Origin of the sequence: Ensifer sp. 4252 (genome assembly GCF_050434565.1) — a bacterium.
Classification (GTDB): domain Bacteria; phylum Pseudomonadota; class Alphaproteobacteria; order Rhizobiales; family Rhizobiaceae; genus Ensifer.
The window spans coordinates 257,923-273,087 of record NZ_JBNDIU010000002.1 but is presented as its reverse complement, the minus strand read 5'-3'; the positions used below and the strand labels follow the sequence as shown (position 1 = coordinate 273,087).

Annotated in this window: 14 protein-coding genes and 1 riboswitch; of the genes, 9 read left to right on the top strand and 5 right to left on the bottom strand. The window is 63.4% G+C overall.

What is annotated here, in order from left to right:
* Positions 1 to 6 precede the first annotated feature (6 nt).
* The 4 genes from ABIE33_RS08260 (at position 7) to ABIE33_RS08245 (ending at position 3,157) form a co-directional block, all read left to right on the top strand.
* On the top strand, positions 7 to 420 hold the full coding sequence (locus ABIE33_RS08260) for an RNA-binding S4 domain-containing protein (protein ID WP_429123757.1): 414 nt from the start codon (positions 7 to 9) through the stop codon (positions 418 to 420).
* Between the two features lie 201 nt (positions 421 to 621).
* Positions 622 to 960, top strand: a complete 339-nt coding sequence (gene fdxA / locus ABIE33_RS08255) for a ferredoxin FdxA (protein WP_025425217.1) — start codon at positions 622 to 624, stop codon at positions 958 to 960.
* A 412-nt stretch (positions 961 to 1,372) separates the two neighbouring features.
* Entirely contained in the window at positions 1,373 to 1,942 is a 570-nt protein-coding gene (locus ABIE33_RS08250) for a CarD family transcriptional regulator (RefSeq protein WP_025425216.1), read from the top strand.
* Between the two features lie 348 nt (positions 1,943 to 2,290).
* Positions 2,291 to 3,157, top strand: a complete 867-nt coding sequence (locus ABIE33_RS08245; RefSeq protein ID WP_429123754.1) for an RNA polymerase factor sigma-32 — start codon at positions 2,291 to 2,293, stop codon at positions 3,155 to 3,157.
* A gap of 187 nt (positions 3,158 to 3,344) precedes the next feature.
* On the opposite strand, the gene ABIE33_RS08240 is transcribed toward ABIE33_RS08245, so the two are convergent.
* The 4 genes from ABIE33_RS08240 to thiB form a co-directional block, all read right to left on the bottom strand.
* Positions 3,345 to 4,856, bottom strand: a complete 1,512-nt coding sequence (locus tag ABIE33_RS08240; RefSeq protein WP_429123752.1) for a M48 family metalloprotease — start codon at positions 4,854 to 4,856, stop codon at positions 3,345 to 3,347.
* A 293-nt stretch (positions 4,857 to 5,149) separates the two neighbouring features.
* A complete protein-coding gene (locus ABIE33_RS08235; RefSeq protein WP_429123750.1) occupies positions 5,150 to 5,866 on the bottom strand; it encodes an ATP-binding cassette domain-containing protein in 717 nt (238 codons plus the stop codon).
* Entirely contained in the window at positions 5,863 to 7,467 is a 1,605-nt protein-coding gene (thiP, locus tag ABIE33_RS08230; RefSeq protein WP_429124043.1) for a thiamine/thiamine pyrophosphate ABC transporter permease ThiP, read from the bottom strand. Before thiP ends, ABIE33_RS08235 begins: the two co-directional genes overlap by 4 nt.
* Positions 7,468 to 7,498: 31 nt before the next feature.
* Positions 7,499 to 8,527 carry a thiamine ABC transporter substrate binding subunit gene (thiB, locus tag ABIE33_RS08225; protein ID WP_429123748.1) on the bottom strand — a complete coding sequence of 343 codons (1,029 nt, stop codon included), beginning with the start codon at positions 8,525 to 8,527 and terminating at the stop codon, positions 7,499 to 7,501.
* A gap of 49 nt (positions 8,528 to 8,576) precedes the next feature.
* Positions 8,577 to 8,694, bottom strand: a riboswitch (TPP riboswitch).
* A 140-nt stretch (positions 8,695 to 8,834) separates the two neighbouring features.
* Here thiB and ABIE33_RS08220 point away from each other — a divergent pair.
* The 5 genes from ABIE33_RS08220 to ABIE33_RS08200 all read left to right on the top strand — a co-directional run bounded on the left by ABIE33_RS08220 (position 8,835) and on the right by ABIE33_RS08200 (position 13,690).
* Positions 8,835 to 9,320 (top strand): GNAT family N-acetyltransferase, encoded by a 486-nt coding sequence (locus ABIE33_RS08220; RefSeq protein ID WP_429123746.1) that lies wholly within the window; start codon positions 8,835 to 8,837, stop codon positions 9,318 to 9,320.
* A gap of 96 nt (positions 9,321 to 9,416) precedes the next feature.
* Positions 9,417 to 10,067, top strand: a complete 651-nt coding sequence (locus ABIE33_RS08215) for a thiamine diphosphokinase (protein ID WP_429123744.1) — start codon at positions 9,417 to 9,419, stop codon at positions 10,065 to 10,067.
* A gap of 3 nt (positions 10,068 to 10,070) precedes the next feature.
* Complete coding sequence (locus ABIE33_RS08210; RefSeq protein ID WP_429123743.1) at positions 10,071 to 11,897, top strand: ABC-F family ATP-binding cassette domain-containing protein; 1,827 nt, start codon at positions 10,071 to 10,073, stop codon at positions 11,895 to 11,897.
* Positions 11,898 to 11,975: 78 nt separating this feature from the next.
* On the top strand, positions 11,976 to 12,455 hold the full coding sequence (locus tag ABIE33_RS08205) for a MarR family winged helix-turn-helix transcriptional regulator (RefSeq protein WP_429123741.1): 480 nt from the start codon (positions 11,976 to 11,978) through the stop codon (positions 12,453 to 12,455).
* The gene (locus tag ABIE33_RS08200) at positions 12,452 to 13,690 is read left to right on the top strand and encodes a multidrug effflux MFS transporter (protein ID WP_429123739.1); all 1,239 of its coding nucleotides are present in this window, start codon (positions 12,452 to 12,454) and stop codon (positions 13,688 to 13,690) included. Before ABIE33_RS08205 ends, ABIE33_RS08200 begins: the two co-directional genes overlap by 4 nt.
* A gap of 90 nt (positions 13,691 to 13,780) precedes the next feature.
* Here the strand turns inward: ABIE33_RS08200 and ABIE33_RS08195 are convergent, their stop codons facing one another.
* Positions 13,781 to 14,998 (bottom strand): argininosuccinate synthase, encoded by a 1,218-nt coding sequence (locus ABIE33_RS08195; RefSeq protein ID WP_077500872.1) that lies wholly within the window; start codon positions 14,996 to 14,998, stop codon positions 13,781 to 13,783.
* Positions 14,999 to 15,165: the final 167 nt, after the last annotated feature.

Genomic DNA, 15,165 nt, shown 5'->3' with positions numbered 1-15,165 from the left:
AACGCCATGGAGAAACAGTCTGCGTCCAACCCGGCATCACGCCAGCGTCTCGACAAATGGCTGTTCTTCACGCGCCTGTTGAAGTCCCGCTCGCTCGCCCAAAAGGCGATCGAGGCGGGGCATGTCACTGTTAATGACGATCGGGTCAAGCAGTCCTCCGTCCAGGTGAAGGCGGGCGATGTGCTCGCCGTGTCGCTTGAGCGGCGCGACGTGATCGTGCGTGTGCTTCTGCCCGGCGAACGACGCGGCCCTTCCGAGGAGGCGCGGCTGCTCTACGAGGACCTGACGCCGACGGAGCCGCGGGAAAAGCTCTCGGCTTTCGACCTGGCGACGCGTGAGCCCGGGGCGGGAAGACCCACCAAGAAGGAGCGGCGCGAAACCGACCGGCTGAAGCCCGGTTTCAATCCGCTCGACGATTAGAAAACTCTGCCTTCAGCGCGGCGTTTTGCGCATTGAATATTCTTGCAAAGGGTCCATAAAGCCTTTACCTGACAACCCACGTTGGGTGCATCGGTCTTGCTTCGGCAGCTATGCGCGCCGGACATTCCTAGCATGCGCGGACATGAGCATCACCATTGATTGCGGTCTGCCATCAAACGTGAGCATTGGCTGGAGTACCTCATGACGTATGTCGTGACCGACAATTGCATTCGCTGCAAGTACATGGATTGCGTTGAAGTCTGCCCGGTGGACTGCTTCTACGAAGGCGAGAATTTTCTCGTCATTCATCCTGACGAATGCATCGATTGCGGCGTCTGCGAGCCGGAATGTCCTGCCGAGGCCATCAAGCCCGACACCGAGCCGGGCCTTGATATGTGGTTGAAAGTGAACGCTGATTTTGCCACCAAGTGGCCGAACGTCACGATCAAGCGCGATGCGATGCCGGAAGCCAAGGAAATGGACGGGGTCGAAGGAAAGTACGAGAAGTACTTCTCTGCCGAACCTGGTCAGGGCGATTGAGGCGTTCGGCTTCGGTCCGTGCGCCGAGGCTGACGAAACGATAGTGACCCCGGCGTCAAATCTGGGGAAAATCAGGCTCCGCCCTCGCAGTTGCGAGAATGGCGGCTTGATGGCTGCCATGCAGCAAATTATTGATTTCCGCAGTTTTTTGTGATAGGGTCCTTCTACTGATCCACAGAGGGTGTTTTTGCGCGCCCGAAAACCTCACGAAAGCAAACGATCTCCACAGCGCGGTTTTTCCAGATACGCATCGTTGCGTCTCTCTATTGTGACCGCGTTTGATGGGACTGTTTGCGTTCCTTTGGACGGACCAGGATGGACCCACCCGGCGGTATCCCCGTCTATCCCGGGCCTCACTGACCCGGCCCCGGCCAAGAATGGCCGGGTGCGAAACAGGGAGTTTTTGAAACGAATGACGACCCAGCAGAAAAAATCTTCGACACGCCACGGCTTCAAGACCGGTGAATCGATTGTCTATCCGGCCCATGGCGTCGGACAGATCGTTGCTATCGAGGAGCAGGAAGTTGCCGGCATGAAGCTTGAGCTTTTTGTCATCGATTTCGAAAAGGACAAGATGCGCCTGAAGGTGCCGGTCGCCAAGGCCGTCAGCATCGGCATGCGCAAGCTCTCGGAGACCGATTTCGTCGATCGCGCGTTGAAGGTTGTGCAGGGCAAGGCTCGCGTGAAGCGGACCATGTGGTCGCGCCGCGCACAGGAATACGATGCCAAGATCAATTCCGGCGATCTGATCTCGATCGCAGAAGTCGTGCGCGACCTCTACCGCGCCGAAAACCAGCCGGAGCAGTCCTATTCCGAACGCCAGCTCTATGAAGCTGCCCTCGACCGTATGGCGCGCGAAATCGCGGCCGTGAACAAGATGTCCGAGACCGAGGCGGTTCGCCTGGTCGAAGCCAATCTTAACAAGGGTCCGAAGCGCGGCAAGGCGATCGAAGAAGACGACGCCCAGGACGAGGCAGCTTAAAGAGCGCCAGTTCTTCCCCATCACGACAAGACAAAGCCCGGCCATTGCGCCGGGCTTTTTCGTCTTCAGCGTTCTGTTTTCAGCTTTCTCGTCCGGGCGAGGGAACTTTTTTCGCCGACGCGCATTTACCAAAGCCGGCAGGGATGCGCCGCCTTCCTGCCGGGGCGATCTGGGTGCTGCGATCTTCAGTCAGAATTCAGCTTCGTAGTTTGGAAGTAGGGCGCTGCACCGTTTCTTCAAGCTTCGGTGTCGTCGCACCAGCCGCCGTCGGCGCCGGTCGGGTCCCTCCCGTCCGGCCCTTGGACTTCACCCGTTAGCGGCGTCCAGGCGCCCGCCATGGAGCGATCGATGAGGACTCTCACAGCAGACAGGCGCATGATCAAGATTGCGATGGAGGCGCCTTATCTCGAGCGTGAAGAAGAGCACGCCTTGGCAAAGGCCTGGCGAAACGATCACGATCAGGACGCCCGCAACAAGATCGCCATGTCGCACATGCGGCTCGTCATTTCCATGGCGGCAAAATTCCGCAATTTCGGCCTGCCGATGGGCGATCTCGTCCAGGAGGGGCATATAGGTTTGCTCGAAGCTGCCGCACGTTTCGAGCCCAGCCGTGAAGTGCGCTTCTCGACCTACGCGACCTGGTGGATCCGTGCCTCGATGCAGGACTACGTTCTGCGCAATTGGTCGATCGTTCGTGGCGGCACCAGCTCGGCGCAGAAGGCGCTGTTCTTCAATCTTCGGCGGCTGCGCGCGCGGCTTGCGCAGGGCGATCGTCAGCTCACGTCGCAGGCCATGCACGAAGAAATTGCCGCGGCGCTCGGGGTCAGCATTGCCGACGTTCAGACCATGGATGCCCGCCTTTCCGGCAGCGACACCTCGCTGCAGGCACCGGTCGGTGGGGCGGATAGCGATGGTGGAGAGCGCCTCGACTTTCTCGCAAGCGACGCGCCGCTGCCTGACGAACAGGTGAGCGACATGATCGACGGCGAGCGTGCCCGCATCTGGCTCCATGACGCCATGGGTGCTCTGACCGAGCGCGAGATGAGGATCATCCGCGCGCGGCGGCTGTCGGAGGAAGGTGCAACGCTGGAGGAGCTCGGGCTCGACCTCGGCATCTCCAAGGAGCGGGTCCGCCAGATCGAGACGCGCGCGCTGGAAAAGCTCAGGGCGGCGCTGGCAACCAAAGCCCCGGCGCTGACATCCGTCGTGCACTGAGGCAATTCCGGCAGAAGGCCGAAGTGGCCATCCAGTCAGGATACGGGTCGGACAGGTGACGATGCGGTCGTGCGCTCACGCCGAAAACTGAACGCGTCAACGACGGCATAAGGCGCGGACACATCCGCATCCTTGATGCAACGACATAGACGGCGTCGGACCAGGGATGGTGCGGCGCCGTTGGCGTTTACTCGGAAATGATCTTCACGCGATCGCCCGGCTTGATGGTCGAGGTCATCTGCATGGCGTTGATCAGTCGGAACAGATCGAGCTTGCGGTCGGTTCCCATCATCCGGGCGGACAGCGTGGCGATCGTCTCTCCGGGCTTGACCACGGCAACACGGATGCGCAGCGGCTTCAACGACTGCGCTTCGGCTGGCGTCATCTTGCGGAACGATGTGCGCAGCTGGTTTGCCGTCGGCTCCAGCGCGCGCGATCCCTTTGGAACGGCGGTCAGGAAGCGGTAGATGCGGTTGTCGATGCGCACGACCGTGACGTCGAAATCCCAACGATCGGCGGACGCGCGGGCCGTTGCGGCTTCAAGACCGTTGACGCTGATCGGACGGATGGTGTCGGGCTGCAGGCCGGTCACCCAGCCGCTGGCGATGTAATCCGTCAGGCTTTTTCGGGCCGTGTCGGCGATACCGTCGAAGCGGACCGCCACGTCGCCAGGTCCGGTTGCCAGGACCGCTTCGGCCTTGTTGTCGATCTGGAAGCCGGTAGGCACGTCGAAACGGATGCCGAGCTGGCCGTGCATGAAGGTCTGGCCGCGGACATAGCCTTCCTGCGGGCTGTCGCCATAGAGCAGGCCGTCGATGCCGGCGAGATAATAGTCGCGCCCGCGGTCGCCGCTGGTGCCCTCGGCGCCAAACGCGCGCGCGTGCCGGCGCGCGAGGTCGACGCGCTGCGGGGCATTCGGGTGGCTCGACAGGAAGTCGAGGCTCTGGTCGGCTTCCGGATCGACGGCCGAGAAGCGGCTGTAGGCAGCCATGGAATCGAGGAAGCGTGCCGCCGCATACGGGTCGTAACCGGCTTCACCGAGCATGCGCACGCCGATGACGTCCGCCTGGAGCTCCTGGTTGCGGGAGAAGGCGGCCAGCCGCAGCTTGCCGCGCGCCAGCGCCTGCTTGCCGGCGAGATCCGAGGACAGCACCTCGGAGACCACACGGCTGGCGATGACTTCCGCTTCTTCCCGTTGCTGGCGCTCGATGCCATGGTTGGCCGTAACGTGCGCCATTTCATGCGACAGCACGGCCGCGACCTCGGACGCGTCATTGGCAAGCGCCAGCAGACCGCGGGTGACATAGAGATAGCCGCCGGGCAGCGCAAAGGCGTTGATCGCCGGGGAATTGAGAATGGTGATGCGGTAGGACTGCTGCGGGTTTTCCGAGACGGCCGTCAGTGCGCCGGTGATGCGGGCGACCAGCCGCTCCGTCTTTGCGTCCTTGTACTCCCCGCCGTAGCTGGCGACGATGCGCGGGTGTTCGCGGGCGCCGAGCTGGGCACGGGGGTCGTTCTTCTGGACTTCGTCGACGATCTGCGGATTGGAGGACGGTGAGACGGTCGGCTCGTAGGTCTGCTCGATCACCGACTGGCAGGCGGAAAGCAGCGTCGTCGCCAGCAATGCAACCACAGCACGTGTCCGGAGGCCTCCGCGCTTGGGCGGGAACCGGTCGTTTCTGACTGTATGACTTTCCATGCCTCAGCCCGTTTCCCATCCAACGCCACCCCACCATGGGGACCGGGCAGCGTTAAAAGTCTTATTTTTTCAGCCGGATACGTCCGATCCGACAAGAGTATTCCAGCCCTGGTCTTGCTGTATCTGATTTCAGCGCCACCTGCCTAGTTTACCCCGGTAGAAATAGTTGCCCCGTGGTATCACGGCAACGGATACGCGAATATTCGTGACGCCCGGCCGGATAATCCGCGCGTCGCATGGCGCGGCGGTCAAATTGTGGCGAAGTGCTACGCGGGGCAAGATTCCACGTCGCATCACTCGTTGCCGAGAAAGCGGTTGATGGCCGCCATGTCGCGCCGTTCGAGAAAACGTTCGACCGGGTCATGCGCGATGATACGCCCCTGGTCCAGAAAAAGCACGCTATCGGCGAGCGCCCTCACGTCATCGGGATGGTGCGTGATCATCAGGATCGTGTTGTTTTCCTGATCGTGCAGGTCCCGCAGCAGTGCCCGCATGCCGGCCCTCATGCCGGGGTCAAGAGCGGCAAAAGGCTCGTCGAGCAGCAGCAGCGGGCGATGTCGCACCAGGGCGCGCGCCAGCGCCACACGCTGGCGTTCGCCGCCGGACAGCGTCGGCGGCAGGCGCTTGCCGAAGCCGTCGAGGCCGACGCGGCCAAGGGCGTCGTCTATCCGTGCACGATCGGCGACTGACAGGCGAAGCGAGGGACTGATGCCGAAGCCGACATTGGTGGCCACGTCGAGATGCGCAAACAGGTTGTTGTCCTGGAAGACAATGGAAACGGGTCGTTCTGCCGGCGCTTGTCCCGACATCGCCTTGCCGAGAATGCGAACCTCTCCCCGATCCGGTGCCTCGAAACCAGCGATAACGTGAAAGAGCGTCGACTTTCCCGACCCGGAGGCCCCGGCAACCGCGACGATGCCGCCTGGCTGAATGGCGCAATCGAAGTGCAGCGCCGTGGTGTCGTAGCGGATGTCGACGCCAACGAGCTCTACTGCTGCCTGGGAATTCATGCGTTTCGTCCTTCCGGCACGCGCCTGTCGCCGGCCGTGCCGAGCATGGTGAAGATCAGGCAGATGAGGCCGAGGAAGAGCGCCAGACCGGCTGCATCCGCGGTGCGATAACTGCCCATCCGGCTGTAGAGCAGCCACGGCAGCGTGACCATGTCCTGCGAGCCGAACAGTGCCACGGCGCCGAGGTCGCCGAGCGATAGCGCCATGGCGAAGGAGAACGCCATCAGCAAGGGTTTGCTCAGCGGCGGCAAGTCGATCCATCGCAGGCGATGGAAGCCGCGGATGCCGAGGCTTGCCGTCAGCCGGTCGGTGCGTGCGGCATGGGTTGCCATGGCCGGAGCCAGGATCCGGTGCACGAAGGGCAGCGCCATCAGTGCATTGATGGCGACGACGATGGCTGGGGCGAACCGTGCGACATCGCCAAAGGGGCGCAGAAGCAGGAACCATCCCGCGCCCAACACGACGGGCGGCACCAGGAGCACCAGCGACGTGCTGGCGGTGACCGTGCCGGCAAAGGCCCTGGCCAAGGTCGGTGCGTGGCGACGCGCTATGACGGTACTTGCGGCGCGGATCATCGCGGCGGCCATGGTGACGCAAAGGATTGCCGAGAGGACGGCGATGACGATGCTGGTGATGAGGGCACGATGTACGGTCGGGTCGCCGGCAAGCTTCACCAGATCCGCATGCAGGCCAGAACCGACGACTGCGATCAGCGGCGCGCCGATAAAGATGAGCGCGAATAGGATCCAACCGGCATCGGACAGGCGAGCGATGCCTTTGCCCGCATCGTATCGCTTCGAGGCTCGACCGCTGGTTACGCTTTGCTCAGGTTTCGTCGCGACACGGGCCAGGATCAGGAGCAGCGCACCGGTCATGACGATCTGTAGGGCCGACAGGGCGATTGCCCTCTGCGGGTCGAAATCGAAGCGCAGCGCCTGGTAGATCGCGACCTCGATGGTGCTGGCGCCAGGCCCGCCGCCGAGCGTCAGCACCAGGGTGAAACTGGTGGCGCAGAGCATGAAGACGAGGCCGGCGGCCCCCGGCAGCAATCCACGAAGGACCGGCCACTCGACGAAGCGGAAGAGAGCGGCCGGCGGCATGCCGAGATTGGCGGCGGTTCTCCAGTATTCCGAAGGAATGCGCTCGAGCCCGGCGAGAAAGAGGCGTGCGACTAGCGGCATGTTGAAGAAGACGTGGGCAAGCAGGATGCCGAAGAGGCCGTAGATGCTGACGGGCTGCCGCAACCCGAGCCCCGCAAGGGCCGTATTGAGCACGCCCTGCCGGCCCCAGATCTCGATCAGCCCGAGCGCGCCGACCAGCACGGGCAGGCCAAGCGGCAGGGCCATGAGCCGCAGCACCCAGACGCGACCGGGAAAGGTTGTCCGACGCGCCAGTGCGCGGGCGATCGGGATGGCAAGGAGAACCGAAAGCAGCGTTGAAAGGCTGGCCTGCAGCAGGGTGAAGCGCGTCACCCGCCAGATATAGGCATCGAACAGCACGCCATTGCCGAAGTCTCCGCTCTGGAAGAGAAGGGCTGCAATCGCCAGACCGACGAACAGCAGGATGCCGCCGAGACCCAATGCCCCGGCGGTAATCGTGATGCGATTTTCGGCAGGCGCGAACAAATGCGCCTCAGTTCTTGCTCATGGCAGCGAGCCATTCGTCGATCCAGGCCTTGCGGTTTGCGGCCACCTCTTCGGACGGCAGCAGGAAGGTCTTTTCCGGATTGACCAGCTTGCTGAAAGCCTCCGGCAGCGGCTCCTTGGTCGCGGCGACCGGCATCATCCAGTTGGTGGTCGGAATGATCGACTGGAACTCCGGACCGGTCATGAAGGCGAGAAACTGCTTGGCAAGCTCCGGTTCCTTGGCGCTCTTGGTCATGCCGGCAACTTCGATCTGGATGTAGTGACCTTCCGAGAAGGCGGCCGCCTGGTAGCGGTCGGTGTTTTCCGCCACCATGTGGTAGGCGGGCGACGTGGTGTAGGAGAGCACCATCGGCGCCTCGCCCTTGGTGAAGAGGCCGTAGGCCTCCGACCAACCTGGCGTCACGGTCAGCACCCGGTCCTTGAGCTTGGCCCAGGCGGCGTCCGCCTCGTCGCCGTAGACAGCCTTGACCCAGAGAAGCAGGCCGAGGCCCGGTGTCGAGGTGCGCGGATCCTCGATGACGATCTTCTGCGACGGGTCGCCCTCGACCAGGTCCTTGAGGCTCTTCGGCGGCGTCTTCAAGGTCTGGGTGTCATAGACGACGGCGAAATGGCCGTAGTCATAGGGAAGGAAGGTGTCGTCGGAGAAGTTGCCGGGCACCTTGACGTTTGCCGCTTCGATGCCGTGCGGCGCGAAGAAGCCGGTGGCCTTGGCCTCGGCGACGAGATTGGTGTCGAGGCCAAGCACGATGTCGGCCTTGGAGGCTGCACCTTCAAGCTTGAGGCGCGTCAAAAGCTCGACGCCATCGGCAACGCCGACATAGGTGACCTTGCATTCGCAGGTCTTTTCAAAGGCTTCGGCGACCTTGGCACCCGGGCCCCATTCGGTGATGAAGCTTTCATAGGTATAGACGGTCAGCGACTTGTCGGCAGCAACCGCATTGGCCGCGAAGACAAGGCCCGCCGTCGCGGCAAGCGCTAGCCGGCTAAGAACCTTCTGTGGCGATGAATTGGACATGGCAGGCACCTCTCCCTAAAAATGATGTTGCATGGGAAAAGGGCGTATCGATCCGATCGCGTCTAATCCCTCCGCCGGTATGAGCCGGATCAGGTTCCGCGGGTTGGCGTTCAACGCCTCTCAGCCTTCGGCCGCCATGCGGTCGGAAGGCACCCCGTTAGAGCGGGTAGAGATTTACCGCCGTGCCGGTTTGATGGCAAGCGAAGTTTGGGGACGGCGAAAGCGCCCGCCCCGCATTTCCGCCCGGCAGCGCATGGGGTAAATTCGTCGGCGGAGTTTGAAGACCCGGACGCGGAAGGAGCCTCCGATGGCAGATATGCTCGTTCGCCTTTATGCCCTGCCGGCACAACCGAGATCACCGCTTAGCGACGGCATCGGCATCCACCGCGCGATGGCGCCCGAGCGCCGGCTCGCAGTTCCCTGGATCGAGCAGACCTTCGGCTCCGGCTGGGCGGGCGAGGCGGAGGCTGCCTTCGCCGCGACGCCGACCCGCATGCACATTGCAGTGTTTCAGGATCGGATCGTCGGCTTTGCCTGCCACGACGTCACCGCCCTCGGCTTCTTCGGGCCGACCGGCGTCGACGAGACCATGCGCGGGCGCGGGATCGGCGAGGCGCTGCTGCGCGAGAGCCTCAAGGCGATGCGCGATGCGGGCTATGGTTACGCGATCATCGGCGGCGTCGGCCCGACAGAATTCTACCGGCGCACGGTGGGCGCCATCGAGATCCCCGATTCGACACCCGGCATCTATGCGGACATGCTGTTTCCGGATCCCTTGCCTGAAGATCAGTGACGATCACTGGCGACGGTGACGCAAAATCGCCGGATCGCGGCCTTGTTCGGTTTTCTTGCTTTTCCTTGCCCGTGCCTTTGCGCTATGGGCTTTGCCATGGCCCGATCCACCTTCACCATTTTGCTCGGCGGTGCACTCACCCCCACCGATCGCCTTGCGCGCCAGCTTGCAGGCAGCCGCTTCGTTGCGGCCGATGGCGGCATGCGACATGCGCGGACCCTGGCGGTGATCCCCGACGTCTGGGTCGGTGATTTCGATTCGACCGAGGCGACGTTGCTTGAGGCGTTTGCCGGCGTCCCGCGCGAGCCCTATCCCGCCGCCAAGGCCGCGACCGACGGTGAAATCGCTGTCGAGGCGGCCCTTTCGCGCGGTGCCGAAGCCCTGATCTTTGCCGGCGCGCTTGGCGGCACCCGCAGCGACCATGCCTTCCTGCATCTGCTTCAGGCCGTTTCGCTGGCCGAGCGTGGGTTGCCGGTGTTCATGACCTCGGGCGACGAGGAGGCCTATCCGCTGCTTACAGGCGAGATCGAAATCGATCTGCCGAAGGGCAGCCTATTCTCGATCCTCGGACTAACCGATCTCTTCGGCCTCTCGATCGTCAATGCGCGTTATCCGCTCACCGATTTCACGCTGCCGTTCGGGTCTTCCCGCACCGTTTCCAATGTCGCGGAGGGTCCCCTTCGCATTTCCCTCGACACCGGCCGGGCGATCGTTCTCGCTCGCCCCTATGACCTTTCCGGAGCCTGAGCCTTGGCGCCTCCCATTCTGAAACTCGACGATATCTTCCTGACCTTCGGTGGCGCGCCGCTTCTTGCCGGCGCCAACCTGCAGGTGGAGCCGGGGGATCGCATCTGCCTTGTCGGGCGCAACGGTTCCGGCAAGTCGACGCTGATGAAGATCGCCGCCGGCCTTGCCGAAGCGCAATCCGGCGAGGTCTTCCGCCATCCGTCCTCGACGGTTCGCTACCTGCCCCAGGCACCGGATTTCGAGGGATACGACACGGTGCAGGCCTATGCGGAAGCGGGGCTTGGTCCCGGCGATGATCCGTACCGCGTCGCCTATCTGTTGCAGCACCTGGGTCTGACCGGCGAAGAAGACCCGGCGCGCCTTTCCGGCGGCGAGGCGAGACGCGCCGCGCTTGCGCGGGTAATGGCGCCGGAGCCCGATATCCTCCTGCTCGACGAGCCGACCAACCATCTCGACCTGCCGACGATCGAATGGCTTGAAGACGAGCTGACTCGCAGCCGTTCGGCCCTTGTGCTGATCTCGCACGACCGGCGGTTCCTGGAGAAGGTATCGACCGCGACGGTTTGGCTCGACCGTGGCCAGTCGCGCCGGCTCGACCGTGGCTTCGGCCATTTCGAGGCCTGGCGCGACGAGGTGCTGGAGGCCGAAGAACTGGAACAGCACAAGCTCGGCAAGGCGATCGAGCGCGAGGAGCACTGGCTGCGCTACGGCGTTACCGCCCGGCGCAAGCGCAACATGCGCCGTCTCGGCGAATTGCAGGACATGCGCTCGCGGCATCGCGGCCACAAGGGGCCGCAGGGCTCCGTGCAGGCGACGGCCTCCGACGCCAAGGAATCGGGCAAGCTGGTCATCGAGGCGGAAAAGATCACCAAGGCCTACGGCGAACGGACGATCGTTGCGCCGTTCTCCATTCGCGTCCACCGCGGCGACCGGATCGGCCTTGTCGGCCCGAACGGCGCCGGCAAGACGACGCTTCTGAAGATGCTCACCGGGCAAATCGAGCCGGACAGCGGCACTGTGAAGCTCGGCACCAATCTTGAAATGGCGACGCTCGACCAGAAGCGCGAGGATCTCAACCTCGAGGATACGCTTGCCCACTACCTGACCGACGGGCGGGGCGAGAGCCTGATCGTCAACGGCGAACAGCGCCATGTCACCGGCTACATGAAGGATTTCCTGTTCCAGCCGGAGCAGGCGCGCACCCCCATCCGCGAGCTTTCGGGCGGCGAGCGTGCCCGGCTGATGCTGGCGCGCATCCTTGCCCGCGCCACCAATCTCCTGATCCTCGACGAGCCGACCAACGATCTCGATATCGAGACGCTCGACTTGCTGCAGGAGGTCGTCGCAGGCTTTGCCGGAACCGTCATCCTTGTCAGCCACGATCGCGACTTCCTCGACCGCACCGTGAGCTCGACCATCGCGCCCGCCAATCCGGAGGCGCCTGACGGTCGCTGGATCGAATATGCCGGCGGCTATACCGACATGATGGCGCAGCGCAAGGGCGCCATCGAAGAGCGGCGCAAGGCCGAGAAGGCGGAAAAGGCCAAGGTCGCCGACGTTGCTGTCGCTACAGCCGAGGCGCCGAAGGCCAAGGGCAAGCTCTCCTACAAGCAGAAGTTCGCACTGGAGAACCTGCCGAAGGAGATCGCCAAGGCGGAAGTCGAGGCCGCCAAGCGCGAGGAGCGGATGGCCGATCCCAACCTCTTTGCCAAGGACCCGAACACGTTTGCAAAACTGGCGCAGGAGCTGGAAAAGCTTCGCGGCGATCTCGCGCGCATGGAAGAGGAATGGCTGGAACTGGAGATGCTGCGCGAGGAGCTCGAGGGCTGAGCCTCGCCGGCTCTCGCGTTGAAAGTTGGCAACGGGTATGATAAGGAAAGCTTATTATATCCCTTGTGAACGATCCTGATGCCAACCAAACTTGAATCCGAAACCATCGGTATGTTGCTGACCGATGTCTCCCGCCTTCTGCGTGGCGCCTTCGATCGCCAGGTCAATGCGATGGACCTCGGCATCACGCCCGGCGAAGCCCGCACGCTCATCCAGGTGGCGCTGACCGAGGGCATCAAGCAGGCGGAAATCGCCACTCGCATGGGCATCGAGCCGATGACGCTGTCGGCCTATCTCGACCGGCTGGAGGTAATGGAGCTGGTAGCCCGTCTGCCCGACCCGGCCGACCGCCGCGCCAAGAACGTCGTCATCACCGACAAGGCCGATCCGCTGCTCACCGAGCTGATGGCGGGGCTGCGCGAGATGATGAATGCCTATACGGCGGGGCTCGACGAGGCGACGCGCGACATGCTCTGTGCCAACCTGCGTATCCTGCGCGAGAATCTGCGGCGCCTCGACCCGTGCGTGGCCGGCAAGAAGAAGGGTGTGAAGGAATGACGCGTCGCATGAGCGAACGGCGCACCAGCATCATCGGTGCCTTTCTGGTGGCGCTCGGCCCCGTTTCCATGGCGCTCTATACGCCGGCCATGCCCGAACTGGTGCGCGCCTTTTCCTCCAGCGAGGCGGCGATCAAGATGACGCTGTCGCTCTATTTTGCCGGTTTTGCCTTCGCGCAGCTGGTGTCCGGCACGCTCTCCGATGTCATCGGCCGGAGGCGCACGACGCTGATCTTCATGGCCATTTATCTCGCCGGCAGCCTGATGGCGGCCTTTGCTCCGTCGGTCTCGGTCCTGCTTGCGGGACGGTTGGTGCAGGGCATCGGCGCCTCCGTCGGCATGACGGTTGCGCGCGCCATCGTGCGCGACCAGTTCACCGGCCTGCAGGCAGCAAGGATCATGAACATGATCGGCATGATGTTGGCGCTCGGGCCGGCCGTTTCCCCGACGCTCGGCGGTCTGGCGCTCGGCCTTTTTGGTTGGCAGTCGATTTTCTTGCTGATGGTCGGCTTTGCCGCCATGGCTTGTATCACCGTGCAGTTCTTCATGGCTGAGACTGCGACACCCGACCCGGCCAAGGGCCACCTGAAGCCGATCCTTGCCGCCTATCGCAAGTTGGTGAGCGACAGCCGTTTCATCTCCTCGACGCTCGTCATCGCCGGGGCGGTCGGCGCGCTCTACGCGTGGGCGACGATGCTGCCGTTCGTGCTTATCAATGAAGTCGGCCTGACGCCAACCGAATTCGGCGTCGGCATGCTGATGCAATCGGGCCTATTCTTTTCCGGAACGGTGGTGGTGCGCCTGTTGATGCGCCGCTGCACGCCGCAGGCGCTGGTACCGGCGGGCCTCGTCTTCATCGGCGCGGCCAGTCTGGTGCTTGCCTATGCCATGCATGCGCTGCCACCGAGCTTCCTTTCGGTCATGCTGCCGATCGGTGTCTATGCCTTCGGCATCGCCTTCGTCATGCCCTATATGATGACCGCGGCCATGGCACCCTTTCCAGAGATCGCCGGCACGGCATCCGCGATGATGGGCTTCGTCCAGATGGGTTCCGGCCTGCTCGGTGGGGCGATCGCCGCAGCCGTTGGTGTCCCGGTGCTGGCACTCGGCACGATCATTCCGAGTTTTGGCCTCGCCTGCATCCTCAGCTATGTCTGGTACCGGCGTACGGTTCGGTTGAGGCCACTGGTCGCGCCGACCGATGGCCAAAATCCGCTGCCGGAAGCGGCTGAATAGCCCGCGGCTCAGGCCGGATATTAAGGCGCACGAAAAAGCCTCCGCGACCCGGGTCGCGGAGGCTTCGTTTTCCTTGGTGCTCGCCGCTGCTTAGCGGTTGCGCGCGGCCAGCGTGCGCAGGCGCAGTGCGTTGAGCTTGATGAAGCCGGCGGCGTCCTTCTGGTCGTAGGCGCCCTGGTCGTCCTCGAAGGTGACCAGCTTGTCGGAATAGAGCGACTTCGGGCTTTCGCGGCCGGTGACCATGACGTTGCCCTTGTAGAGCTTCAGCGTCACTTCGCCTTCGACATGCTCCTGGCTCCGATCGATCGCCGCCTGCAGCATCTCGCGCTCCGGCGAGAACCAGAAGCCGTAATAGATCAGCTCGGCGTAGCGCGGCATCAGCTCGTCCTTGAGGTGGGCGGCGCCACGGTCGAGCGTGATCGATTCGATCGCGCGGTGGGCGGAAAGCAGGATGGTGCCGCCGGGGGTCTCGTAGACGCCGCGCGACTTCATGCCGACGAAGCGGTTTTCGACGAGGTCGAGCCGGCCGATGCCGTTGTCGCGGCCGTAGTCGTTAAGCTTGGCCAGCAGGTTTGCCGGCGAAAGGCGCACGCCGTTGATCGAGACGGCGTCGCCGCGCTCGAAGCCGACCTTGATGACGGTTGCCTTGTCGGGGGCCGCTTCCGGCGAGATCGTGCGCATGTGCACGTATTCCGGAGCTTCCTGCGACGGGTCTTCCAGAACCTTGCCCTCGGACGAGGAGTGCAGCAGGTTGGCATCGACGGAGAAGGGAGCCTCGCCCTTCTTGTCCTTGGCGACCGGGATCTGGTGCTTCTCGGCGAATTCGAGCAGGTCGGTGCGGCTCTTGAAAGACCAGTCGCGCCAGGGGGCGATGATCTTGATGTCGGGGTTCAGCGCATAAGCCGACAGCTCGAAGCGAACCTGGTCGTTGCCTTTGCCGGTGGCGCCGTGGGCGATCGCGTCGGCGCCGGTCTTCTTGGCAATGTCGATCAGGTGCTTGGAGATCAGCGGCCGGGCGATGGAGGTGCCCAGCAGGTAGACGCCTTCATAGACGGCGTTGGCGCGGAACATCGGGAAAACGAAATCCCTGACGAATTCTTCGCGCACATCCTCGACGTAGATTTCCTTGATGCCGAGCATCTCGGCCTTCTTGCGCGCCGGCTCCAGTTCTTCGCCCTGGCCGAGATCGGCCGTAAACGTCACAACTTCGGCGCCGAGCTCGGTCTGGAGCCACTTCAGGATGATCGAGGTGTCGAGACCGCCCGAATAGGCGAGAACGACCTTTTTCACGTCTTTATGCGATGCCATGGTTTCCGTCCGTCTGGTCTTGGGAGAGGGCGGCGTGCCGCCTTGGAAATTCTGCGGCACTTTATCCAGAACACGCCTGGATACAAGCGGAAGAACGCTGCAACGACCGAATCCGCTCGCAAAAGCCGTTGTGCCGGAATAGACCGGGCGACCGACTGTCCCAGGGA